Annotated in this window: 20 protein-coding genes; 9 read left to right on the top strand and 11 right to left on the bottom strand. The window is 60.7% G+C overall.

All coding sequences use genetic code 11. The features are described 5' to 3' along the window. The first annotated feature begins 165 nt into the window (after nt 1-165). Nucleotides 166-906: a hypothetical protein gene (locus ACMX25_RS11495; RefSeq protein WP_414949948.1), complete on the top strand. Its 741-nt coding sequence runs from the start codon at nt 166-168 to the stop codon at nt 904-906. Between the two features lie 131 nt (nt 907-1,037). Next, nucleotides 1,038-2,348 carry a UDP-N-acetylglucosamine 1-carboxyvinyltransferase gene (locus ACMX25_RS11490; protein WP_414949947.1) on the top strand — a complete coding sequence of 437 codons (1,311 nt, stop codon included), beginning with the start codon at nt 1,038-1,040 and terminating at the stop codon, nt 2,346-2,348. 109 nt (nt 2,349-2,457) lie between these two features. Here the strand turns inward: ACMX25_RS11490 and ggt are convergent, their stop codons facing one another. Together ggt and ACMX25_RS11480 are read right to left on the bottom strand one after the other, a co-directional pair. Further along, entirely contained in the window at nt 2,458-4,080 is a 1,623-nt protein-coding gene (gene ggt / locus ACMX25_RS11485; RefSeq protein WP_414949976.1) for a gamma-glutamyltransferase, read from the bottom strand. A gap of 304 nt (nt 4,081-4,384) precedes the next feature. Continuing rightward, on the bottom strand, nt 4,385-5,107 hold the full coding sequence (locus ACMX25_RS11480) for a GNAT family N-acetyltransferase (protein WP_414949946.1): 723 nt from the start codon (nt 5,105-5,107) through the stop codon (nt 4,385-4,387). A 160-nt stretch (nt 5,108-5,267) separates the two neighbouring features. Between ACMX25_RS11480 and pdxR the strand changes: the two genes are divergently transcribed. Continuing rightward, complete coding sequence (gene pdxR, locus ACMX25_RS11475) at nt 5,268-6,749, top strand: MocR-like pyridoxine biosynthesis transcription factor PdxR (RefSeq protein ID WP_414949944.1); 1,482 nt, start codon at nt 5,268-5,270, stop codon at nt 6,747-6,749. 1,142 nt (nt 6,750-7,891) lie between these two features. Here the strand turns inward: pdxR and ACMX25_RS11470 are convergent. The 9 genes from ACMX25_RS11470 to ACMX25_RS11430 all read right to left on the bottom strand — a co-directional run bounded on the left by ACMX25_RS11470 (nt 7,892) and on the right by ACMX25_RS11430 (nt 17,957). Beyond that, nucleotides 7,892-8,947: an ABC transporter substrate-binding protein gene (locus ACMX25_RS11470; RefSeq protein ID WP_414949943.1), complete on the bottom strand. Its 1,056-nt coding sequence runs from the start codon at nt 8,945-8,947 to the stop codon at nt 7,892-7,894. Between the two features lie 74 nt (nt 8,948-9,021). After that, on the bottom strand, nt 9,022-9,906 hold the full coding sequence (locus tag ACMX25_RS11465) for an ABC transporter ATP-binding protein (RefSeq protein ID WP_414949942.1): 885 nt from the start codon (nt 9,904-9,906) through the stop codon (nt 9,022-9,024). Then, nucleotides 9,900-10,991, bottom strand: a complete 1,092-nt coding sequence (locus tag ACMX25_RS11460) for an ABC transporter permease (RefSeq protein WP_414949940.1) — start codon at nt 10,989-10,991, stop codon at nt 9,900-9,902. The genes ACMX25_RS11465 and ACMX25_RS11460 overlap by 7 nt, the downstream gene beginning before the upstream one ends. A 178-nt stretch (nt 10,992-11,169) precedes the next feature. Further along, nucleotides 11,170-12,612: an NAD(P)-binding domain-containing protein gene (locus ACMX25_RS11455; protein WP_414949939.1), complete on the bottom strand. Its 1,443-nt coding sequence runs from the start codon at nt 12,610-12,612 to the stop codon at nt 11,170-11,172. Between the two features lie 131 nt (nt 12,613-12,743). Then, a complete protein-coding gene (locus ACMX25_RS11450) occupies nt 12,744-13,565 on the bottom strand; it encodes a transporter substrate-binding domain-containing protein (RefSeq protein WP_414949938.1) in 822 nt (273 codons plus the stop codon). Continuing rightward, nucleotides 13,562-15,184 carry a rhodanese-like domain-containing protein gene (locus ACMX25_RS11445; protein WP_414949937.1) on the bottom strand — a complete coding sequence of 541 codons (1,623 nt, stop codon included), beginning with the start codon at nt 15,182-15,184 and terminating at the stop codon, nt 13,562-13,564. Before ACMX25_RS11445 ends, ACMX25_RS11450 begins: the two co-directional genes overlap by 4 nt. A 33-nt stretch (nt 15,185-15,217) precedes the next feature. Then, a complete protein-coding gene (gene metC / locus ACMX25_RS11440; RefSeq protein WP_414949936.1) occupies nt 15,218-16,405 on the bottom strand; it encodes a cystathionine beta-lyase in 1,188 nt (395 codons plus the stop codon). Further along, nucleotides 16,405-17,031, bottom strand: coding sequence for a cysteine dioxygenase family protein (locus ACMX25_RS11435; RefSeq protein ID WP_414949935.1), 627 nt, complete (start codon nt 17,029-17,031; stop codon nt 16,405-16,407). Before ACMX25_RS11435 ends, metC begins: the two co-directional genes overlap by 1 nt. Before the next feature lie 32 nt (nt 17,032-17,063). Further along, complete coding sequence (locus ACMX25_RS11430; protein WP_414949934.1) at nt 17,064-17,957, bottom strand: amino acid ABC transporter ATP-binding protein; 894 nt, start codon at nt 17,955-17,957, stop codon at nt 17,064-17,066. A gap of 318 nt (nt 17,958-18,275) precedes the next feature. Between ACMX25_RS11430 and ACMX25_RS11425 the strand changes: the two genes are divergently transcribed. The 6 genes from ACMX25_RS11425 to ACMX25_RS11400 all read left to right on the top strand — a co-directional run bounded on the left by ACMX25_RS11425 (nt 18,276) and on the right by ACMX25_RS11400 (nt 23,463). After that, complete coding sequence (locus ACMX25_RS11425; RefSeq protein ID WP_414949932.1) at nt 18,276-19,112, top strand: transporter substrate-binding domain-containing protein; 837 nt, start codon at nt 18,276-18,278, stop codon at nt 19,110-19,112. 1 nt (nt 19,113) lies between these two features. After that, on the top strand, nt 19,114-19,857 hold the full coding sequence (locus ACMX25_RS11420) for an ABC transporter permease subunit (RefSeq protein WP_414949931.1): 744 nt from the start codon (nt 19,114-19,116) through the stop codon (nt 19,855-19,857). Continuing rightward, the gene (locus ACMX25_RS11415) at nt 19,847-20,659 is read left to right on the top strand and encodes an amino acid ABC transporter permease (protein ID WP_414949930.1); all 813 of its coding nucleotides are present in this window, start codon (nt 19,847-19,849) and stop codon (nt 20,657-20,659) included. Before ACMX25_RS11420 ends, ACMX25_RS11415 begins: the two co-directional genes overlap by 11 nt. A gap of 145 nt (nt 20,660-20,804) precedes the next feature. Then, nucleotides 20,805-21,824 (top strand): taurine ABC transporter substrate-binding protein, encoded by a 1,020-nt coding sequence (gene tauA, locus ACMX25_RS11410; RefSeq protein ID WP_414949929.1) that lies wholly within the window; start codon nt 20,805-20,807, stop codon nt 21,822-21,824. Further along, nucleotides 21,821-22,612: a taurine ABC transporter ATP-binding protein gene (locus ACMX25_RS11405; protein ID WP_414949928.1), complete on the top strand. Its 792-nt coding sequence runs from the start codon at nt 21,821-21,823 to the stop codon at nt 22,610-22,612. Before tauA ends, ACMX25_RS11405 begins: the two co-directional genes overlap by 4 nt. After that, on the top strand, nt 22,612-23,463 hold the full coding sequence (locus ACMX25_RS11400; protein WP_414949927.1) for an ABC transporter permease subunit: 852 nt from the start codon (nt 22,612-22,614) through the stop codon (nt 23,461-23,463). The genes ACMX25_RS11405 and ACMX25_RS11400 overlap by 1 nt, the downstream gene beginning before the upstream one ends. The last annotated feature ends 1 nt before the right edge of the window (nt 23,464 follow it).

The following is a 23,464-nucleotide window of genomic DNA, read 5'->3' as shown; positions in this document are numbered from 1 at the left end:
GTGAATAGCTTTCAAGCGAGCACGACGTATTCCACAATCGGGTCCCAGGCGGAATAAATCCGGCAGGCGGGCAGTCTTGTTAACACGTCTTATGGACGCGGTTGCGCATGGAATAACGATTGTGTACAACGTACCCATTCACGTCCGAGGTCTAAGGGAATGGCGATGCAACCGATTTCGCGTCATCTGCAACTCGGGTCGGGCGTGGTGCTCCTAACCTACTTGTTCCTCCATCTCGTCAACCATGCGCTTGGCATCTGGTCGCTTGATCTGGCGGGACGCGGTCTGATGCTCGCCATCACGCTCTGGCACAGCCTGCCCGGTACGATCCTGCTCTACGGCTCCGCCGCGCTGCATTTCTCGCTGGCCTTGCGCACACTCTACGGACGTCGTCACTGGGTGCTGCCCGTCGCCGAATGGATTCGACTTTGGGCAGGACTCAGCCTGCCTCTGCTGTTGATCCGCCATGCAGTGGGAACGCGCCTCGCCGCCTCGCTTTACGGCTTCGAACCAGACTACGAAAAAATAGTGATTTCCCTGATTTCGAGCGGCACACAGGGTTTGCAACTTGCGTTGCTCGCGCCGGGCTGGGTGCATGGATGTCTCGGACTCTGGCTACGTTATCGCCATCACGATTTCATGCGCCGCTCAAGGCCCGCGTTGCTGGCGTTGCTCATCGGGTTGCCGCTGCTATCGGCGGCCGGCTTCATGCGCATGACGCGGACAGTGGAAGCGGCCAACGCCCATCTTCCCGCCGCTGATCCAAAACTGATGGCACATCGGGACGCGCTGGATGACTGGCGTCGTGATCTCCTGATGCTGTACGCGTCGCTGGTGATCGGCGCGGTGGCTGCCGGTCTGCTGCGCAATCGGCATGAGCGCCGGAATCTGGTTAAGCCCGGTTAGCGCATGCGTTCCACGTTGCGCAGTTGATACGACCCCTTGCCCCTTGCCAAAATTAGTCTCAACATCTCGCCCTTGTGCATCACACGGTGGCATCATTGTCCCCTCGCTTCTTCCACGAGCCTCTAGCGAACATGTCGAATCTGATCGTGCATGGCGGCGTCCCCCTACGCGGGGAAATCACGCCGTCCGCCAATAAAAATGCTGTCCTCCCCATCCTTTGCGCCACGCTGCTGACTGACCAGCCCCTGCGACTTATCGGCGTCCCCGAAATCACCGACGTCAAAAAGATCCTCGAGATTTTCCGTACGCTGGGCAGCAACGTGTCGATGGACTTCTCCACCGGCATTCTCAACCTGCATCATCACGCAACCACCTTCGATCCCGTCGCGCATCATTTGCCCGAAGAGATGCGATCTTCCATCATGCTCGTGCCGCCTTTGCTTGCGCGCTTCGGCGTGGCGCGACTGGAAAACGACGTCAAGGGCTGCACGCTGGGCGTTCGCGAAATCGATCCGCATGTGGAGGTATTCGAGCGTTTTGGCGCACAGGTCGAGCGCACGACCGACTCGCTGATCGTGCGAAGCGCCAGGCAGATGACCGCGAATCATCACTGGCTGGACTATGCCTCGGTCACCACCACCGAGAACTTCGCGCTCTGCGCGGCCGCGGCGAACGGTACGTCGACGCTGGTCAACGCGGCATCGGAACCGCACGTGCAGGAGTTTTGCCGTTTCCTTGCGATGCTTGGCGTGCCCATCGAAGGCATTGGCACATCGCGTTTGAGCGTGACTGGCATCACGGGCGGCCGCAAGCTCAGTGGCGGAGAGTTTCGGTTCAGCGAGGACTTCCACGAGATTGCGACCTTCCTCGCGCTCGGCGCGATCACGGGCGGCGACATCGCGGTGAGGAATACTGCGCCCGACCAGTTCCCGCTGATCGACCGGACCTTCGCGAAATTCGGTGTGAACGTGGAACATAAGGACGGCTGGTCGCGTGCATTCCAGGACGGGCCATTGCGCGTGCGCCGGCCGTTCACGCAGAACATCCTCACCAAGGTGGAAGCTGCGCCCTGGCCGTATCTGCCGGTCGATTTGCTGCCCATCTTCATTGCGCTCGGCGTGAAAGCCGAAGGCAGCGCGATGTTCTGGAACAAGGTCTACGACGGCGCCATGGGCTGGTCGACGGAACTATCGAAATTTGGCGCGCACGTGTTCCTGTCGGACCCGCATCGGTTGATCACGTTCGGCGGCCTGCCCTTGAGTCCCGCGAAAGTGGAGAGCCCGTACATCATCCGCGTGGCGATTGCGTTGCTGATGGTCGCGGCGAGCATCAAGGGGCGTTCGGAGATCATCAACGCACTGCCGATCCGCCGTGCACATCCGCGCTTCGTGGAAAACTTGCGCTCGGTCGGCGCAGACGTGGAGTGGACCAGCAGCGAGTGACGCAAGAAGTAAAAAGGCGTCGCGACCGGTAGTCGCGACGCCTTCAGGCTTGAACCATGCCGCGTTGATCAAACATCCACCGGCACGGCTTCCGCTACATCACATCAAATCAATATCCGAGCGCGAGTCCGGAGTTACGACGCGGATCGTTCGCGCCATAGAAGCGATTCTTGCCGACCGGCTTGCCGCCCAGCGACGGCGCGCCCACCAGGATTGCCGCAACGTGATTGGCCGGTTGCGGACCCGAGAACTTCTGACCCCATCCTTCGAGGATCTTCTGCGTATCCGGGCTCAGCGTGAAGCGCTCGAGATTCGTCGTTTCCGGCAGCCATTGCTGATGGAATCGCGGCGCATCGACAGCCTCTTGAATGTTCATCCCATAGTCGATCACGTTAAGCATGGTCAGCAGCGTCGCAGTAATGATGCGGCTGCCGCCCGGCGTGCCGACCACCATCACGGTCTTGCCGTCCTTCGTGACGATCGTCGGGCTCATGGACGACAACGGACGACGCCCCGGTCCAATTGCGTTGGCCTCACCCTGCACCAGCCCGTACATGTTCGGCACGCCGATCTTCGACGTGAAGTCATCCATCTCGTCGTTGAGCATCACACCCGTCTTGTTTGCCATCACGCCCGAGCCGAACCAGTCGTTCAGCGTATAGGTCACCGACACCGCGTTGCCCCATTTATCGACGATCGAATAATGGGTCGTGTTGGTGCCTTCATGCGGCGCGACACCCGGCTTGATCTCCTGCGAGACTCCCGCCTTGTTCGGATTGATTGCTTCGCGGATCTTGGCCGCGTAGTTCTTGTCGAGCAGACGGTCCAGCGGATTCTTCACGAAATCAGGGTCGCCCAGATAGCTGTTGCGGTCCACATAAGCATGACGCATGGCCTCGATCTGATACTGCATGGCCTGGGCTGAACGGAAGCCGAGGCTTTGCATCGGATAGCCTTCGAGGATATTCATGATCTCGCAGATAGCGACGCCGCCCGAGCTCGGCGGCGGCGCCGAGACCACGTGGTAACCACGATAATCGCACTCGACCGGCGCGAGTTCGCGCGTCTTGTACTGGTCGAGATCGGCCTGCGTGATGATGCCCTTGCCGGCTTGCGTCGACGAGACGAGCGCATTGGCGACCCAGCCCTTGTAGAAGCCGTCCGGACCCTTGGCGCTGATCTCGCGCAAGGTCTTCGCGAGGTCTCGTTGCACGAGCCGCTGGCCGACCTGGTACGGTTCGCCGTGGTTCAGGAAGATCGCGCCGGAGCCCTGCGGATCCTTCTTGAAGTCGTCCGTTGCGGTCCCGAGGATATCGACGTCGCCCTGGTCGAGCACGAAGCCCTCTTGAGCATATTTGATGGCCGGTGCGATGACATCGGCGCGCTTCATGGTGCCGTATTTCGTCAGCGCCATTTCCATGCCGGACACCGTGCCCGGCACGCCGACGGCCAGATAACCCTTCGTGCTCAGGTTCGGGATGACGTTGCCGTCCTTATCCAGGTACATGTTCGCGGTGGCGGCCAGCGGCGCTTTTTCGCGAAAATCGAGGAAGGTCCGGCGGCCATCGGCGAGCTGGATCGTCATGAAACCGCCGCCGCCAATGTTGCCGGCCGCCGGGTAGACCACCGCGAGGGCGTAGCCGACAGCGACGGCCGCATCGATTGCGTTACCGCCGTCCTTGAGCACGTCGACGCCAATGCGCGTGGCGAGATGCTGGGCAGTAACGACCATGCCGTTCTCGGCGGCTACCGGGGCTTGCGAAGCGGCCTGCGCGCCGGCATAGCAAATGGCGAGCGCCGCCGCAAGAAGCGACTGGGCTAGACGATCGAATTTCATTGTTTGAATGTCCGTTGCTGAGTAGATGGAAACTGCGTGGAACCTGCGAGGAACCTGTGAGAGACGTGCGAAAGGCGTGAGAACGCTCGTGCAGCAGTGACCTGGCGTCCCGTCTCGAGCAGGCCGCCAAGTCACCGCGCACAATACCAACAAAGATTACAAACGGAAACCCGCAAAAGCCGCAGTAGAAAAACGGGGCTTAAGCTGCTTTGGTTAGCTGAGCGCGCAGGTCGGTCAACGACTTGCGCTGCCCGCCTTCGGCATCGAAATTCTCGGGCGCGAGCCAGAGTTCGAACGCCGCGCGCACTGCGGGCCATTCGCTGTCGATGATTGAAAACCACGCGGTATCGCGTGTGCGTCCCTTGTAGAGCACGGCCTGCCGGAAGATGCCTTCGAACTGAAAACCCAGCCGCGCAGCCGCTTGGCGCGAAGGCGCGTTCAACGCGTCGCACTTCCATTCGTAGCGGCGATAGCCGAGTTCATCGAACGCATGTTTCATTAACAGGAACTGGGCTTCTGTCGAGATCGGCGTGCGTTTGAGCAGCGGCGAGAACGCCACGTTGCCGACTTCGATAACCCCATTCGCCCGGTCGATCCGCATCAGCGACAGCGTGCCGATCGCGGTTCCCCGCTTCAGGTCGATGACTGCATAGTGCTGGGGATCAGGACTGACCGCGGCGCGTTCGACGTACTCGAGATAGCTCGCTGCATCGTCGAACGGGCCTACCGGCATGTAGGTCCAGTCACGGCCATCCGGAGCTTGATTGAAGGCAGTAAACAGATCGGCTGCGTGGTGCGGTTCGAGCGGCTCAAGCCGGCAATATTGGCCTTCGATAGCGTTGCGCGGCGGGTGCACGCGCGCCGTCCAGTGGGGCAAGGATTCGCCGATGGGTTGCTGATACTGATTCAAGGTGCTGGGCATAACGGTTCCTTGGGCGACAGGGTGGCAATCGTAAAACAGGAGCTTAAACGCAGGCGAAGCATGTGCTAACGTACGCGAATCATGGAACCTTAAAAAGTGCCACATTCCCTATTTTTCATGGCTCCACGTTCGTGGCTTTCGCAATTTTCCTGATGCGCCTATGACAACCGCCGCTTCGTCGCCTGTGCCGCAAACTCCGCTTGAGGCGCCGCTCGCCAAAGGTCCTGGCGCGGCGCCTATGCAACGCCAGTTGCATCATCGATTCAAGGAAGCCATTCTTCGCGGCCATCTCGCGCCAGGGAGCCGTCTGCCGGGTTCGCGCGCGCTGGCGGAGTCGTTGGCGATCTCCCGCAACACCGTGACTGCCGCGTACGACCTGCTGGCGGCGGAGGGGTATGTGCAACCAGACCGGCAAGGTACGCGGGTAGCCACGTTGTCGCGTCCGGCGCCGCTGCAAGGCAAGCGCGCTGCGCCGCCGGCGCCCGCCATTGCGCAGCGGCTGACGCGCATTCAGGCTGCCGCGCCGCCGTCCGACTGGAGCGCCGCATTGCGCCCGGGTGTGCCGGCCTTGTCGCATTTTCCGCTGGCTGCTTGGCGCCGTGCGATCGATCGTGCGATTCGAAACGCGGGGCCATCGGCGCTTGGTTACGGCGATCCTTTGGGTGAGCCGGCGTTGCGCGCATCGATTTCGCGGCACTTGGGTTTAGCGCGGGGCGTGCGATGTGAGCCGGCTCAGGTTGTGATTACCGAGGGCGCGCAAGAGGCGCTGTCGCTGTGCGTGCGCTTGTTGACCAATGCCGGCGATACGGCCTGGATCGAAGACCCGGGTTATCGGGGAGCGAAGGCGGCGATGCGTGCGGGCGACCTGCGCATGGTGCCGATGCGCGTTGACGCCGATGGTCTGATCGCTCACGAAAGCGACTGGAAGTCGCAGCCGCCACGGTTGATCTACACGACGCCTTCGCACCAATATCCGGCGGGCGCGGTGCTGACCGTTGCGCGTCGGCTTGAGCTGATCGCGAAGGCGCAGCAGCATGGCGCGTGGATTATCGAGGATGATTACGACAGTGAATTCCGCCACGCGGGCGAGCCGATTGGTGCGATGCAGGGTTTAGTGGCACAGGCGCCGGTGCTGTATGTGGGTACGTTCAGCAAGACGATGTTTCCGTCGTTGCGACTGGGGTTTCTTGTGCTGCCGGAGACTTTGGTCGCGCAGATGCGCGCGCCGCTGGACGACATGTTGCGAGGTGGTCATCGATATGAGCAACTTGCGTTGGCGGAGTTTATTGAAAGTGGTCAGTTTAGTCGGCACTTGGGGCGTATGCGGCGTTTGTATCGTGACCGGCAGCATGCGTTGAGAGATGCCTTGACGCGGCACATGCCGGTGACGCATGTGATTGAAGGCGGGTATTGCGGTTTGCATTTAACGGTACGGTTGCCGGCGTGTTATCCGGACAAGGAGATCGCCGATGCGGCGCGGCAGCATGGTATGGCGCCCACGCCGTTGTCAAGTTTTGCGCTGCAGCCTATGGCTGGGGATAACGGTCTTGTGCTCGGGTATGGGAATACATCGGCGGAGTTGTTTGAGCCCTTGGTTCGGGCTTTGAGTAGGGTGGTGGGTGGTTCGTTCGCACTGGTGTAGTTCGCTTGCGCCCGCCTAGGTTCGCTCGTGGCGGTGGACGGGAGGGTTTGGGGTGGAGTGGTTGGGTTAGTGCTGGATTGCTAGGTTCTGGCGTTAGCGGGGCTGGGTCTATGCCGGGGTGCTGCTTTCCAGGTCTTTGCGCGTTCGGTGTTAGCTGTTTTCTTTATCACTATTAGCCACTGCGCGTGGCGGCGCGTCATTTCTTTGTCCAAAGCGACAAAGAAACGAAGCAAAGAAAACGCTTTCACCGCTCTCCCCTAAGTGTCCACAGCGTGCAGTTCCATTTCATGGGTGCCCCAAAAGCACGGTGCTCGCCAGAGCGAAGGATGTTTGAACCCCTCCTTCTCGCGAATCCTGACAGTAAAACGCTTCGCCCCGTACGCTCTCGGGCAAGCACCATTGACTGAACCTGCCCAAGGGGCGCCCCGCGCTATCCGCGGAAAACCAATCACCGAATTTGTACGCACACCGAACCACCTAGCCAACCCTCCTCGAAACAAAGCCACCAAATCGCATGAGGCCGTAACCAACGAAATAAGGACAGCCCACTAGCTGGCTCGCCAAAACTGACGCCGTGGTACACAGGCTGTAAGTCACGAATATGACTGCGCGGATCAGGCAGTTGGTCCACGAAGAACCGAAGCATTGGATGCACGTGAGGTCGTGTAGGTCCCATGGCAAATCGTGTTTGCCCGAGAGCGCGGGCGGTGACGTGTCGCGGTCTGGGAGAGCGCATCCATGAGTACGCGTGAGGCCGTGCCGGTCCGTGGGGCACGGGTGCTTGCCCGAGAGCGTACGGGGCGAAGCGTTTTACTGTCAGGATTCGCGAGAAGGAGGGTTTCACACATCCTAAGCTCTTGCGAGCACCGTGCTTTTGGGGCACCTATGAATCAAAACTGCACGCTGTGGACACTTAGGGTAGAGCTGTTAAAAGCGTTTTCTTTGCTTCGTTTCTTTGTCGCTTTGGACAAAGAAATGACGCGCCGCCACGCGCAGTGGCTAATAGTGATAAAGAAATCAGCTAACTCTAAACCCGCGAAGACCTGGAAAGCAGCAACCCGGCATAGACCCCGACCGCTAACGCAAGAACCCCGCACCGACCAACCACCTCCCCCACCCCCCGCCCACCGGCGCGAGCGAAATTACACCAGAACATCAGAAAACACCCGATTAGCAAAGTGGCTCGAATCCGTCCCGCTGTTCAACACACCCACCGTCTTCAAATCGTCCGCGTACAACGCAATTTCCTTCTTAAACGCATCCCCCGTCGGATGATGATGATCCGTATGACTCTTGAGCATGGCGGTCAACTGCGCCACATCCGCTTGCGGCGCATACTGCGCAAAGATCGCCGCCGCGTCCGCCGGATGATTCGCCGTCCATTCCGTTGCATCGAGCAAAGCCTGTGTCAATCCCTGAGCCGCCGCACGATCCTTCCTCACCAGCGACCCACGCACGCCAAGCACGCAACACACACGCGTTTGATACTCACCGCACAAATTATTCGACACTTCATACAGATGATCCGACTCCCGCAGCATCCAGATTGTCGGATCTCCATCCGCAATGGCGTGGACCTCACCCTTCTTCAATGCCTCACCCAACAGGTTGGCCGGATACTGCCTCCACTGAACCTGACTGTCCGGATCAATGCCAAGCTTCTTGAACACAACCGCGAAGAAATTCTTGGTGGGACTCGCCATGTCGCTGACACCAATCGTCTTCCCGCGCAAACCCTGCAAATCGACAATTCCCGAACTGCGCGTGGCAAGCAAACGCATGCAGCCGCCGTGAATCCCGGCAGTGAGCTTGACATCGAAACCCTGTTCCAGCGGCTTGATCCAGCGCAGCGCCATGCCCACCCCAGCATCCGACTTGCCGGTTGCAATGGCCTCAAGCAACTGGTCCGTCGAGCCAGCAAAGTTGATCAGCTCAACGTCCAGGCCGCGCTTGGCAAAGAAGCCCTGCTTGACCGCCACCGGTACCGGCGCGGTACAAATCGATCCGGCATTCCACGACAACTTCAATTGTTTCAACTTGCCGTCATCAGCACGCGCAGGCAGTCCGGCAAGGTCCAACGATGCCCCGCCAAGTGCCGCCGCCCCCGCGGTCCACACGGTCTTTCGCAACCAGTCGCGCCGCGACAGGTTCTCCGGCACGATGACTCTCGCGCCGCTATCGGCATCAGGACGATTCATCAAACATTCTCCACGGGTCGTTCGTTATTGATGTTTTGTTTGTGTAATTCTGATCGGGAAACTTGCTTACCGACTCAAGCAACCAGACCAAGTAATGCCAGCACTTCGCGCCTGAGTTCGACTAGCTTGGGATCATCGCGATGACGCGGATAGGGCGCGTCATTACGCACTTCCGCAGTCACGCGTGCCGGACGCTCGCTGAAAACAATCACCCGGTTCGCCAAGAACAACGCCTCTTCCACATCGTGTGTCACGAGCAGGACAGAGAAGCGCGCGTCCAACCACAACTTCACCAGTTCGCCCTGCATGCGCAGCCGCGTGAGAGAGTCCAGCTTGCCGAATGGCTCATCGAGCACCAGCAACTCGGGATCGTTGACCAGCGCCCGCGCCAGTGCAACACGCTGCGCCATGCCACCCGACAACTGATGCGGATACGCCGCCGCAAAGTCGGTCAGGCCGACCAGTTGCAACGCTGCGTCTATGCGCTGTTCCGCCGAACGCGCACCTTCGGGAAGAGGCTCAATCGAGGAGCGCGCCGTGCTCCACGGAAACCGCTTGCGCCTTCGTTGCGCCTCGGGGCCCAAGCCAACATTGCCGCGTACCGTACGCCACGGATACAACGTCGGGTCCTGAAACACCACGACCCGCGACGGGTCCGGTCCACGTATAGCCACGCCGTTGGACGACACGGTACCGACAGCCGGCGCATCAAGTCCGGCCACGAGCCTGAGCAAGGTCGACTTGCCGCAGCCGCTCGGCCCGAGCAACGCGACGAATTCACCCGGGGCGACAGAGAAGCTGACATCGTCGAGAACGGGCAACGCTGCGCCGTGCAGCGAGAATCGATGACTGACTTCAGTGACGTCGATACGCGCGCCGGCTGCGGCTGCCCTGAATGCCGGTTGCGCTGATTGCGCCGCTTGCACAGTCTCTTGCGCCACGCCTTGCGTGCTTACCATTTCAACAACCCCTTCTGCCAGGCAAGTAACCGGTCTCTAAAGCGGAACAGCAACGTGATGAGCCCGGAACACATCAACGCCATCACCAGCAACGCCGCGTACATGTTCGAATAAGCGGCCCATCCCTGCGCCCATTGCAAATACCAGCCGAGCCCTGCTTTGACACCCATCATCTCGGCCACGATCAGCACGGAAAACGACGCGCCCAGTCCCATGAAAAGTCCGACGAACACCGACGGCAACGCGGCTGGTATGGCAACCTTCAGGATCAGGAAACCGGGCCGTGCGCCCAGCGTGCGGGCAATATCGTAGAACGCGCTGTTGACTCCGGCGACACCCGACCACGTCAGCACAGCCACGGGAAAGCCGGTCGCAAGCGCGATCAGGAACACGCTTGCGCTGAAGCTCGATGGAAAGAAAAAGAACGCCAGCGGCAACCATGCGGTAGCTGGTAACGGACCGATCAGCCGCAATACCGGATGCAGCCAGTACCCCACCGCCCGCGACCAGCCGATGCCAACGCCCGTCACAAATCCCGCCACCGCGCCGATCACATAACCATAAGCAAGCAATCCGAACGAATGAGCAACGCTTGAACCAAGGCGCGGGAAATCATCGAAATAAACTGCGATCAGTGCTTGAGGGGGTGCAAAAAACGGCCGGGGCAGCCATTCGAGTTTCGCAGTAAGTACTTCCCAGGCGGCCACGCCCACCGCGAGCGCGACTAGCCAGGGCATAGCCTTGAGCCAGCGTTCAGCGCGGGGTTGCGCCGTATCGGGTTGGCGCGCCAACAGGCTTCTGCGCGCAGCCACGCCGATCAACAACGCTGTCAACGCGAGCACGAGTTTGAGCACGAGCAGATGGCCGGTGTACGGCCACTCATCCGCATCGGGCCACCAGCGTGTCAGGCCTGCACTGGCAAGCCATGCGAACGCTGCCAGCCACGCCGGCAGCAAACTCGTGCCCACCGGGTTCAAAGACACCGCGCTGACGCGGGCTGATTGCGTCCGGATGCTTGGCGCATGCTGCTGGAACCCGACGCCGGGATGTCCCGACGCCGGATCTAAATGAGGAGTGCCGGACATGATGGGGAAGGCCCTCGTGACGTTGATATAAGCCCGGCGCGCTGGCTCTGGAGCGTGGTTTTGCCACGGCGCGCTGGAAAGCTACAAACGTCAAGACTAACGACGCTTCGGCCTCTTAACAATTATTCGTTTGCGATATGTTTATGAAGCCACACGCTTAATCGATTGCACGATTTGTTCAGACGATGTCAGCCTTCTCGCCTTGCCACACGCTATGCGCATAGAGCGTCTCGCTAAAATCCGGAGGGATGTCGCCATTCAGACGCGCTTCATGACGATCAAGATCGGCGAGAAACAGATCGCGGCTGATCCGGCTCACCACCGCCGGGATATCGCGTTTCATGCTCGGCACGTCGCCTACAGGCACGCCGAAGCTAACCAGGCCCGCGGGGTTATAGACGTGAAGGTTCGCAAGATGCAGCGCCGTTCCAGGAATTTTTTCCAGATACTCAAGCGCCGCACCAAGATAGGGATGGGCGCCGAGATAGTCATCGCGCTCGTTATCTGCGGGGACATACCGGTCGCGCCACAGCAAAATATCCTTCGATATCGCTGAAAGCTCGGGACGCACGGCCGGATCGATAAGGTAGCCCGTCCCCGCGATGGCAAAGTCGACGTGGAATTGTTCGTTTCCCACTCGGGCTGCAATCCGCCCACCCTCCGCGCTCGCATGCGTCCAGGCCGCGCCAAGATGCAGATGGAAGTTCGGATGCTTCGTCACGCGCTCCACGGCATCGACCGGCGGCGTTGAGCCCGCCTGCCGAAAGCGTAATGCCTGACGCCAACGCAATGCGTCCGGTAACGCGGGATAGTTGTCGTACGCGCCCGGATATGCCCGAGTCCGGGTAACAGGTACGGCGGGAATCGCAGCGCGGCGCACAAACAGATGCACTTGCGCGGCGCCCGTTTCCAGCGCCGTGGCGGCCGCGTCGAAGGCAGATGCTGCACCGCCAATCACCGCGACCACTTTCCCGTTGAGCGCGTTGAAATCGATAGCCTCGGACGTATGTGCATAGAGCGAGCGCGGCAGGTTTTCGTACAACACGGGCGGTATTTGCGCAGCGCCGTTACCCGCTACGCCGTTGCACAAGATGACCTTGCGTGCGGTCTCCACATGCTCCTCCCCCGCCGCGTTCAGCAAGCGCAACCGGAAGTGCGAGTCCACCGGTTCTATGCGTGCGAGCCGGGTGCCATAGCGAATCGGGATCTTCAGGAAATGCCGATACCACCCAAGATATTCAGCCCAGCGCGCGCGGGGAATCCGGTCGATATCCGCATAAGCCGCCGCGCCCCAACGCGCTTCAAACCACGCCTGGAAGCTCAACCCCGCGACGCTGAGTTCAGGTCCGATCAGCGCCTTCGGTGTACGCAATTTGTTCATGCGCGCCCGATTCGTCCAGACACCCGCGCCTGCGTCGTCGGCTGCCGCATCGATCACTGACACCTTGCCAATACCCGCGCGCCGAAGCGCGAATGCGAATGCGGCGCCCGTCTGTCCGCCGCCGACGATCACGACGTTATGGTCAATGCCTGCCCGGTCCGGCACCCAGTTATCCGGGTCGGGACCTAGCAGTCGCAGTGCGTCGAGCGCGTTTGCATCGGGATTGGGCGTGGTTGTCATCGAGCGGGTTCAATCAGGAAATGGAGGGATGTTCAAGATATTGAAAAGGGACGCGCGCACTGGCAACCAAGCAATTCAACTTTGCTTAGACGCTTTTTGCGGAACGCAATAGCTATGGCCAGCTCTGCGCCTTATTTCAACGAATACTCCCGATGCCACGCGAGCAATTGCTGTGAGGGAGGCATGTGCCACTTATTCCCTTCATCGATGAGAAAACCGCTCCGGTGCCACTCCTTCACGATCTTGTCGAACGCAGCGACCGTGTCGGTCTCGCCCTTGCGCACCCAGATCACCGACGGCGACGGAATCAGCTGGCCAGGTATCGGCGATTCATAGTCCTGCCACTCGCCCGAGGTACTCGCGAGCCGCGCCTGGATACCGGGCGTCACATGAACCGATGCCACGCACGTCCCGCCGCGCAGCGCCAGTAGCGCTTCGGGCATGCCCTTGAAACCCTTGACCTGTGCCCCGTATTGTTCAATCAGCGGACGCGTGTAGTTGCTGCCTTGCGATACGCAAACAGGCTTGCCGCGCAGATCGTTCCAACTGTGGATACCCGCGCCCTTGTGCACCATCGCGGAGCCGCCGATCTCCTCGAACGGCGTGGGCACATGACTCAGTATCTCGTCGCGCTCTTTCGTATACTGCATGCTGGCGATCAGCGCATCGACCTTGCCCTGCTGCAGAAATTGCACGCGGTTCGGAGGGGTGACTTCCACCGCTTCAAATTTCACGCCAAGCCGCCGGGCGAGATCTTGCGCAAATTCGACGTTGTAACCGACGGGCTCGCGAGTCTGCGGATCGAGCGAACCGTAGGTGCCGTCGAGCACGACTCCGACGGTAAGCGTCCCGCGTGCCTTGATCCGGTCGAGGGTGGCATCGGCGTGAACGGTTTGCGAGAGGGCAAGCGCGGTCAGCGAAACGCTTAAGAAAGTGGTGAAGCGAAATTTCATTGGCCGGGACTTTCTGTTGCGGGTGCATCGATACGAAATACAGCGAGTTCGTCAGGCGCGCACTGTGCGATCAGACCGGTCTCCCAATCGAGATAGTCGCGAGCGGCCTGGAGGTTGCCATCGTGGCGATCGTGGACAAAGAAGAGATAGTCGATGCGCTCTGCATCGGCGGGAACATCCGGTGTCGATGCAAGCGCTAAGCCCGCTTCTCTCCACGTATCGACTCCACTGGCGGCAAGATAAAGCGACGTGAATCCCAACTCGCGCAGGTCCGTTGCAGCAATGCCCGCTACTGCAGGTTCGTCTGCGAAAAGCAGCAGCGTGTCGCCCGGTTCGGCCTTAAGCGCGGCGAGTGTTTTCGCAAGAAGCGGGCGAATCGACCAGTGTGCGCCAGCAGCATGTTCGCGCTTGTAGGCGGCACTCGACCGCAGATCGAGCAGCAATACATGCCCCGTTTCGGCTTCGCGCAACGCGGCTGCGTCGAGCAGCGGCAAGGACGATTGTGGCGACGCAATCTGCTTATCAACGTGCAGCGAAGTGGCATTGCGGGCATCGATTAACGCGGCCTCAAAGCCCAATTGCACGAGCCATGTAGCGATGACGGGAGCACGCACGCCGTCGTAATCAACCAGCAAAACGCGGGCACGCCGCACACCGATGGTCTGGTCGGTCGCCTGCACCAATTGCCCTCCGGGCGCGTGAATGGCGTTTGGCAGACCATCGCGTGCGAATTCTTCAGGCGTACGGACATCGATGAGAAAAGTCGCCCGGTGCGAATCAGCCAGCCATTCTTGTGCGGCGGAAGCATCGAACGTTGCAACGTGGAAGCGCGCGGCAAGCTTGAGCGCGCGCGCTTGCGCGTCAGCGACCGCGGCTTCGTTCAAAACATCAGGGTAGCGGCGCTCACTGCCATGTTCGAGCTTGAGCCCCGCAAGCGCCCAGCCTTGCGTGCCATTCTCCAATGCGATCACCGGATTCAGCACGCCCAGGTTACGCAAGGTCTGCGCGCCGATAATGCTGCGAGTACGCCCGGCGCAATGGATCACAATCGGCGTCGTTGGGTCTGCAACAAGCGTTCCGATCCGATACGCCAGCTCGCCGTTCGGCACAGGAACAGCGCCGGGGATTGTCATCTTCCGATGTTCATCGAGCGTGCGTCCGTCGAACAACGCATGGGCCTGCCCTTCTTTGATCAAAGCCGCGAGTTCTTCCGGCGACAAATGCGGCGTCCCGTGCGCGTGTTCAACGAGTTCGCCAAAGGTCTTCGATGGCAGGTTAACCCCTTTAAACAGCGTATAACCCGCTGCCAGCCAGCCGGGGGTACCGTCGCGCAGGATAGAGATATTCGTGTAACCAAGCGCCCTCAAACGACGTGCAGCGTGCACCGCGATACCTTCGCCGTCGTCAAGCAAGACGATTCGCGTGTCGGGCCTTGGCACCAGTCGCGGCGCGTCTATTTCGAGCCGGCTATACGGCAACGGGACGGCGAAGAACGGATGTCCTTCACCGAATTGCCCGGCTTCGCGGACATCGAGCAAGGCGATTTCGGCTTCATCGTTGAGCCATGCGCGGACACTCGATGCATCGATGAAAGCAGCGTCGTTTTGGATTAAGGTCATCGGGGAAGGGTCAAAATGAGTAAGGAACTGCCTTTAGGACAGCACGCTGCGAAACGCTTGAGCAAGGTCAAGGATGAGATCGTCCGCATCCTCCAGCCCAATGTGCAACCGGATCACGGCTTCCGGTCCCTGCCAATAACTCTGGGAACGCAAACGCCGCGGCGGTGCAATCAGGGCGAGGCTTTCATAACCGCCCCATGAGGCGCCAATACTGAACAGCTTCAACGCGTCGATAAACGCAGCAGCCTGGCTGGTATCGGCGTCGCGTACAGCGAACGAGACCAGCCCGTTTGCGCCGTGGAAATCTCGCGACCACAATGCATGTCCAGGATCATTCGCCAACGCTGGATGGAAGACCCGTGTGACTTGCTTCACGCGTTGCAGATACGACGCAACGGCAAACGCGCCGCGCGCGTGTTGCGCAAGGCGTACGGGCAACGTACGGATGCCGCGCAATGCGAGGTAAGCGTCGTCGGCGCTGACGCTTAAGCCCAGTGCGTCGTGAGTTTCTCTCAAGCGATGCCCGATGGCTGCATCGGCGGTCGATACAGCGCCCTGCATCAAGTCAGAGTGTCCGCCCAGATACTTGGTCACAGCCTGAATGGAGATATCCGCGCCCAGCGCCAGCGGTTGATAGAGCAAGCCCGCGCCCCACGTGTTGTCGGCGGCGAGCAAGACTCCTTCCTCGTGCGCGAAATCCGCAAGCGCCGGCAGGTCGATGATCTCGTAGAGAAACGAACTCGGCGACTCCGCATAGATGAGTCGCGTATTGGCGCGAAGCAGCTTATGCGGCAAACCCTCGGTTGCGCTGAAATAGGTGAACTCAACGCCCAGTCGCGTCAACAGCGGTTCTATCCGTTCTCGAACGGGCCCGTATACACCGTCGTGAACCAGCACGTGATCGCCCGGTGACAACAGGCCAATGAACACCAGTGAAATTGCCGACAAACCAGAGGGCGCAAGCAGCACGTCACGCGCCTCTTCCAGTTCCCCGATAGCCGCTTCCAGCGCCCGATGCGTCTGTGTGCCATGCCGGCCGTACGTGCTGACCGCCTCACCCGCGTCACGCCTTTTATGCAGCGTCGCGTGGCTCGACGTGTTCTCGAAACGCACCGTGCTTGTGCGTTCAACGGGCACATTGACTGGCGCAGCGCCATCCGTGAACGTCGGCGCACCGGCACGCATCAAGCGAGTAGCTTTACGCAGCAGCGGCGGACTCATCAGCCAACCGCCTGCGTGCCACGGTGCATGTGGGTCGTGTTATAGCGCACTACACGCCCGGTTTCGAGTTCATAACCCAGCCGGCCAGATAGCGTCTCCAGCGGCCGCCCATAGAGATGAAAATGCAGCGTGGGTGCGGCGCCCGTTACGTGGATGCTATGAATGTCTTCGGGCAGGAACGCGATCGGCGTACCTGGACGCACCACGACTTCACGCTCGATATCGAGCGTGGCACGTTCGGAGTCCGTGCCATCGTCCGTGCGCTGATACACGCGATTCAACTCTTCGCCCTCAAGCGCCGCGATGACAGCCCAAGTGTCGTGGTTATGCGGAATCGTGGTCTTGCCCGGCAGCAGCGAGTTCAGATAAAGCGCGAAACCGTCCTCGCCGGGATTCAACCGATATCGCGTCGACGTGTCGCCGCTGCCCGCTTGCGGCGGCGGAAAGTCTGCCGTAGTAAACAACTCGGCGTGGTTCGCAGCGAATGCCTGCAAGTGCGCGCTGATGTCATCGAGCGCGCCGCGGGTCACTCCCTGCTGGGCCATGATATGACGTACGTGGCCCAGCAAAACGGAAACAGCGGCCTGGCGTTCGCCAGTTTGATCGGGAGTGGTGGTTGCGGTCATTTAGGAATGAGTTCGGGATAAGTCTTGCGCGTTCAGGGAGTAGCCAAAGCGAGCGCCGCACTGTTTCGCGAGCGTTTGCGCAGCGCGCGCCGGTCGTCGCCGCGCGCCCGTTGCAGGAACAGGCGCGTGCGTTCATTCTCCGGCGCGCTGAAAATCTGCGACGGAGCGCCGTGCTCGACAATCACGCCGCCCTCCGTGAAAAACACTTCGTCGCTGACATCTTCGGCAAAGCGCATTTCATGCGTGACGAGCACGCAGGTCTGGCCATCGTCCACGAGTTCGCCAATCACCGTCAGCACTTCACCCACCGTCTCAGGATCGAGTGCAGAGGTCACTTCATCGAAGAGAATCAGGTCGGGACGCATGGCCAATGTCCGTGCAATAGCAACACGCTGCTGCTGCCCGCCAGATAGCTCGCCCGGATACGCATGGGCCTTGTCAGCTAACCTGACCTTCGCAAGCAGAGCGTGCGCGTCGTGCTCGGCTTCCGCGCGGCTTCGCCCAAGCACACTCATGGGCGCAATGGTGAGGTTGGCAAGCACGTTCAAGTGCGGAAACAGGTTGTATTGCTGGAACACGAAGCCAATGCGCTTGCGCAGCGCAATCTTCTGCGCATCGGTATGCTGCGCGCGGACATCGATTCCATCGACATGCACTTCGCCCTGCTGCGGCGCGATAAGGCCGTTGATCACACGTAGAAGCGTGGACTTACCGGAGCCGGATGGTCCGATGATAGAGACGGCTTCGCCGCGCCGCACGCGCAGATCGATACCCTTGAGCACTGGCACCGTCCCATAAGAGAGGTGGACGTCGCGCAACGAAACGAGCACGGGATCGGCGCTTCCCGCAGCGCCCGGTCGCGCTGGCGCATAGGCGAGGGGTTGAGAGTCCTGAAGCGGATCGAGCGCGAGTGCTAGCAGACTCATGCGGCCTCCACGGGCGTTGCTGCAGGAGCGCTGACCCTACGTCTCGAACGAATCAACTGTGTCATCGCGGGGTTCCTTCTTAATTCTCGAGCGCACAAAAGCATGCTGGAACGAAGATTTTAAGAACCGCGCCCTTTTTCGATAACCAAGCATTCGTCGAATCGATAGCAGCCTCCTTGCTAAGGATGCGCTCCACTCTCCGCGTAGCTCTTAAGACCCTTATCCGCTGCCCCGGTAATTTGCTTAGCAGATTCGCTTCCTTGGAGACCCGCAGGCGCTTAACTATTCTGTCTGGCTCTCCCGATCCTATGCAACGCCATGACCCTGACGAACCTGCGCCGCTTGCTTACGCCTCTCCTGCTCGCATCGGCCACGGCAGCATCCTTTGCCGCACACGCGGATGCCACCCTCGACAAAATCAACTCCCGTCACGAACTTGCGGTCGGTGTGCTGATCGGCGGCAGTCCGTTCGGTTCACTCGATCCCGCGACGCAACAACCCCGGGGTTTTAACGTGGACCTCGCGAACGAACTCGGCAAACGCCTGGGCGCGAAGGTGCAACTGGTGTCGGTGTTGCCTTCCACGCGGGTTCAGTTTCTCCAGCAGGGCAAGGTCGACATCCTGATCGCGAACATGGAGTACAACGCCCAGCGCGGCGAGATTCTGGATCACGTGGCCACGCCCTATTACCGCGTCGGCGGAACGGCAATCACCCTTAAAACAAGCGGTATTACGCGCTGGGAAGACCTGCGCGGCAAGCCGGTTTGCATCTCGCAGGGCAGCAGTTATATCCGCCCGGTAGTCGAACGCTACGGCGCGATCCCGCGAGCCTTTCCAGGCGCTTCCCAGTCGCTGCTTGCGTTGCGTGGCGGCAGTTGTGTCGCAGCCGTTCATGACGCTGCGCCACTGCTTTATCCGCTATTGCAGAGTGACCCTGAGTGGCATGACTACCGCGTGCTGCAACCTGAGATAGAACCCGCGCCGTCGGTGATCTGGGTCCGTCAGGGCGAACACGACACCGCCGCCAAACTCGATACATTCGTGCGCGATCTGCATCGTAACGGCTGGTTTATTGCGACCGAGGCGAAGAACGGCCTCAACCCGCCGTCGCCCGCGCTGGCCGAGTGGCACCGCCAATTGCCCGCGGAGAACTAGCATGGAGACGCTGCTGCACGGCTTCATTACGGCGACAGCGCGCATCGGGCTCGACTACCGCTTCCTGCTCGACGACTACGAGCGCGTGCCGTTCGTGCAGGGGCTGGGTGTCAGCATCGAGATCATCGTTTCGACCATGACCGCCAGTGCCATTGCCGGGCTCGTGCTGCTGCTCGCACTGCGCGGGCGCAACCGGCTGATCGCCGGGCTGGCGCGCTGTTTCATTGAAGTCACCCGCAATACGCCCACGCTGGTGCAGCTCTACTGCGCGTTTCTCGTGCTCAACATGCTGATTACGCAGTGGCTGCATGCGCGCGGTATCGATAACCCGTTCAAGCCGTTCTTCTGGGTCGTTCTGGTGTTGTCTCTGCACAAGGCGGCGTTTCACGCCGAAGCACTGCGTGCCGGATTTGACGCACTGCCTTCTCAAACACTGGAAGGCGCGGCTTCGCTCGGCTTTAGCCGCGCCACCCGTTTCTGGCGCATCGAGCTGCCGCTCGCGTTGCGCGCGGCGCTGCCGGCACTCGCTAACAACATGGTGGAACTGGTGAAAGCGTCGGCGGTGGCATCGGCGATTGCGGTGGGCGACGTCACCTACCAGTCCATCATGATCTGGACCCAGCGCGACAACGTGCTCGCGTTGATGCTGCTGATTCTCGCGTTCTTCGGCGTGCTCACCTGGCTCGTCACGCTCGCCGGCCGCTGGCTCGAGCGCCGTTACAGGATTCCCGGTTATGGCTACTGATTCGGCTTCCACCGTGGGCAAGCTCGCGCTCAACCTCAACCGCTTGCCGCCCGGTCTCTATGCCGTACTCGGCGTGCTGGCGACGGGCGCCGTATTGTGGTCGCTCGCGCCCGATACCGGCTCGCGCGGCGAGACGCTGGCACGCCTCGTCGAATGGGCGCCGGCGCTGGCGCACGGCTTTGCGATGAACGTGCTGATCAGTATCGGCGCAATCTTCATAGGAACGTTGATCGGCCTGCTCGCGGGTGCGCTCGCAATGTCGAAATCGTTCGTCGGGAAGCTGGCGAGAGTGTGGATTGTCGCGTTTCGCAACGCGCCGTGGCTCGTGCTGATCTACTTCACCACCTATGTGTTTCCCTTCGAGATCCATGTGTTCGGCGCCATCGTGCCGTTTCCCGACTGGCTCAAGGTCATGCTCGGGCTCGCTCTCCCGGCAAGCGCGAACATAGCGGAAGTATTTCGCGGCGCGGTGTCCTCCATCCCTTCAGCGCAATGGGAAGCGGCGGCTTCGCTTGCGTTTTCCCGTTCGCAGATCCTGCTGAAGATAGTCGTGCCGCAATGCATACGCCGCATGTTGCCGCCTTGGATGAACGTGTACGCCATCATCACCATGGGGACCGCGTTGTCATCGCTGGTCGGCATTCACGACTTGCTGGACACCGCGCAGATCGCCAGCAGCACGGTCGCGCGCAGCAGCTTTACGGTGCTGACCTACGTCGCGACACTCGTGATTTTCTTCGCCTACTGCTATCCCATTTCGCGGCTCACGCGCACGTTTGAAAAACGCCTGAGGACTGTATGAAGCACTGAGTAAAACCTTCCAACGCAACATGAAAAGCAACGCTTGAACAACGTCATTTGCAACGCACGAATGCTTCTAACCGCTTGAGCGCCGATTGCTTATAGTCGAAACCCTTCCACAAGACACTCTTGAACCGGGGCTTCCGATGAAACGCTTTTTCTCCTCTCTCCGCGCGTGCGCCGGGGTTGCACTTTTCGCCGTAGCCGCCAGCGCCGCTCATGCTCAATCGCGCGAAGTCGTGATCGGTTACCAGGACATGGTCGTACCGTGGCGCTACGCTCAAGTAAGCGGCGCAGTGGAAAAAGCGACGGGCTATAAGGTGACGTATCGCAAGCTCGGCAGCGGTGCCGACGTAATCCGCGCACTCGCGTCCGGGTCGATTCAACTGGGCGAAGCCGGGTCCAGCCCGATCGCGGCCGGCCTCTCGCAAGGCGTGGACATCTCCTTGTTCTGGATCCTCGACAACATCAACGACGCCGAAGCGCTCGTTGCCCGCGACGGCTCCGGCGTGACGAAGATAAGCGATCTCAAAGGCAAGAAGATTGGCCTGCCGTTCGTCTCCACCTCGCACTTCCATGCGCTTGTCGCACTGCAAAATGCCGGCGTCGATCCGTCGACGGTGAAGATCCTGAACCTGCGGCCGCCTGAAGTGGCTGCGGCCTGGGAACGCGGCGACATTGACGCCACTTATATCTGGGATCCGGTGCTGGCGAAGGTCAAGAAGAACGGCAAGGTGCTGATTACGTCGGGTGAAGTTGCGAAGGAAACCGGCAAGGCGACCTTCGACGGTTTCGCCGTCAGCCGCAAATTTGCCCAGGATAACGAAGCGTTCGTGACTAACCTCGTCAAGGTGCTTGCCGCGACCGACACGCAGTATCGGAACAATAAATCCGCCTGGACAGCCGGGTCGAAGGAAGTTGAAGGTGTAGCGCAGGAATCGGGAGCAACGGCTGCCGACGTGCCTGCGAGTCTCGCGCTGTATGCCTTCCCGACCCTCGCCGAGCAGGCTTCGCCGGCCTGGCTTGGCGGTGGCGCTCAGTCGGGCGCGGCGAAGTCGCTGGCGGCAACGGCAGCCTTCCTGAAGACGCAAGGCACGATCCAGAACCTGCTGCCCGACTATTCGGTTGGCGTTGACCCGCGCTTCGTGCAGCAAGCATCGCGATGAGCACGCTGGACATTCGCGGCCTCGGCGTGACCTATGAAGGCGCGACATCAGCCGCTCTGGAGGGCGTCGATCTGCAGATCGACAGCGGTGAGTTCGTGGTCGCGCTCGGTGCTTCCGGATGCGGTAAGACGACGCTGCTGAACTGTCTCGCAGGTTTCATCGATCCGACTGCCGGCGAGGCGCGGCTGAACGGCGAGCCGATCATCGGACCCGGTGCCGAACGTGGCGTCGTCTTTCAGAAATATGCATTGATGCCATGGCTCGACGTTATCGACAACGTCGCGCTCGGGCTTCGTTTTCAAGGTGTCGGGCGCACGCGGCGTCGTGAGATTGCGCGCGAGACGCTGGCGCTGGTGGGCCTGGAAAAGCACGCGAACGCGCGCGTCTACGCGCTCTCGGGCGGGATGCAGCAACGCGTGGGAATCGCACGCGCGCTTGCCAGCGATCCTCAAGTGTTACTGATGGATGAACCCATGGGCGCACTCGATGCATTGACTCGCGAGACCATGCAGGAACTCGTGCTCGATGTCTGGGGCCGCACCCGCAAGACCATTTTCTTCATCACGCATAGCGTGGAGGAAGCGTTGTTTCTTGCCACGCGGCTGGTCTTGATGACGCCGGGTCCTGGACGCATCGCGGAAAGCCACACATTACCGTTCGCGCGGCAGTTTCTTGAATCTCGCGATGCCCGCGCGGTGAAGTCGTCGCCCGAATTTATCGAGTGGCGCGAGCGGCTGGTTCGACGATTGCATGACGGATCTCACGCTACGCTGCAGGAGGTGACCTGATGAGTTCGATCGACTCGTTACCAACCGCTGCAGCCGTGTCGCGGCCTAAGCTAAAACGCAAACCGCGTCGTGGCCTTCCAGGTGAAGGTCCGACAGCTGCATTGAGCGTGTTGTCAGTTGCAGCCATTGCCGCGCTCTGGTGGGCGGCAACGTCATTTCATTGGGTAGCGCCGCTTTTCCTGCCCTCACCGCAAGCGGTGTGGAGCGCATTCATTGACGCATGGAATGGCCGTATTCAAGGCGGCTTGCCGCTGTCCGAGCATTTGCTGTGGAGCGCCATTCGCGTGTTCGGCGCGTTCGCATTGGCGAGCGTGACGGCCGTGCCTGTCGGCATCCTGATGGGCGTCAGCCGCATTGCGCGAGGCCTGCTCGATCCGCCCCTGGAGTTTTACCGGCCGCTGCCGCCGCTCGCGTATTTGCCGCTGGTCGTGATCTGGTTCGGTATCGATGAAACCGCGAAGCTGATCGTGATCTACCTCGCTTGCTTCGCTCCGATCGCGATGGCTGCACGCGCCGGTGCGCGAAGCGCAACCGCCGAGCAGGTGAACGCTGCGTATTCACTTGGCGGGAGCTTCGCGCAGGTTGTGCGGTTTGTCGTGCTGCCCGCCGCGTTGCCCGAGATCCTGACCGGCTTGCGGATTGCGATCGGATTTGGCTGGACCACGCTCGTCGCGGCCGAAATGGTGGCGGCAACGGCTGGACTTGGGCAGATGGTGTTGAACGCGTCGAGCTTTCTCAGAACCGATGTCGTGGTGATGGGGATCGTGCTGATCGGCTTGATCGCGTGGACTTTCGATCTCGGTATGCGCGCCCTGGAGCGGCGGTTGGTTCCCTGGCGCGGGAAGGCTTAGC

It is taken from the genome of Caballeronia eucalypticola (assembly GCF_047608185.1).
In the GTDB taxonomy this organism is placed as follows: Bacteria; Pseudomonadota; Gammaproteobacteria; order Burkholderiales; family Burkholderiaceae; genus Caballeronia.
The sequence above is the reverse complement of the archived record's forward strand: the minus strand, read 5'-3'. Positions and strand labels throughout refer to the sequence as shown.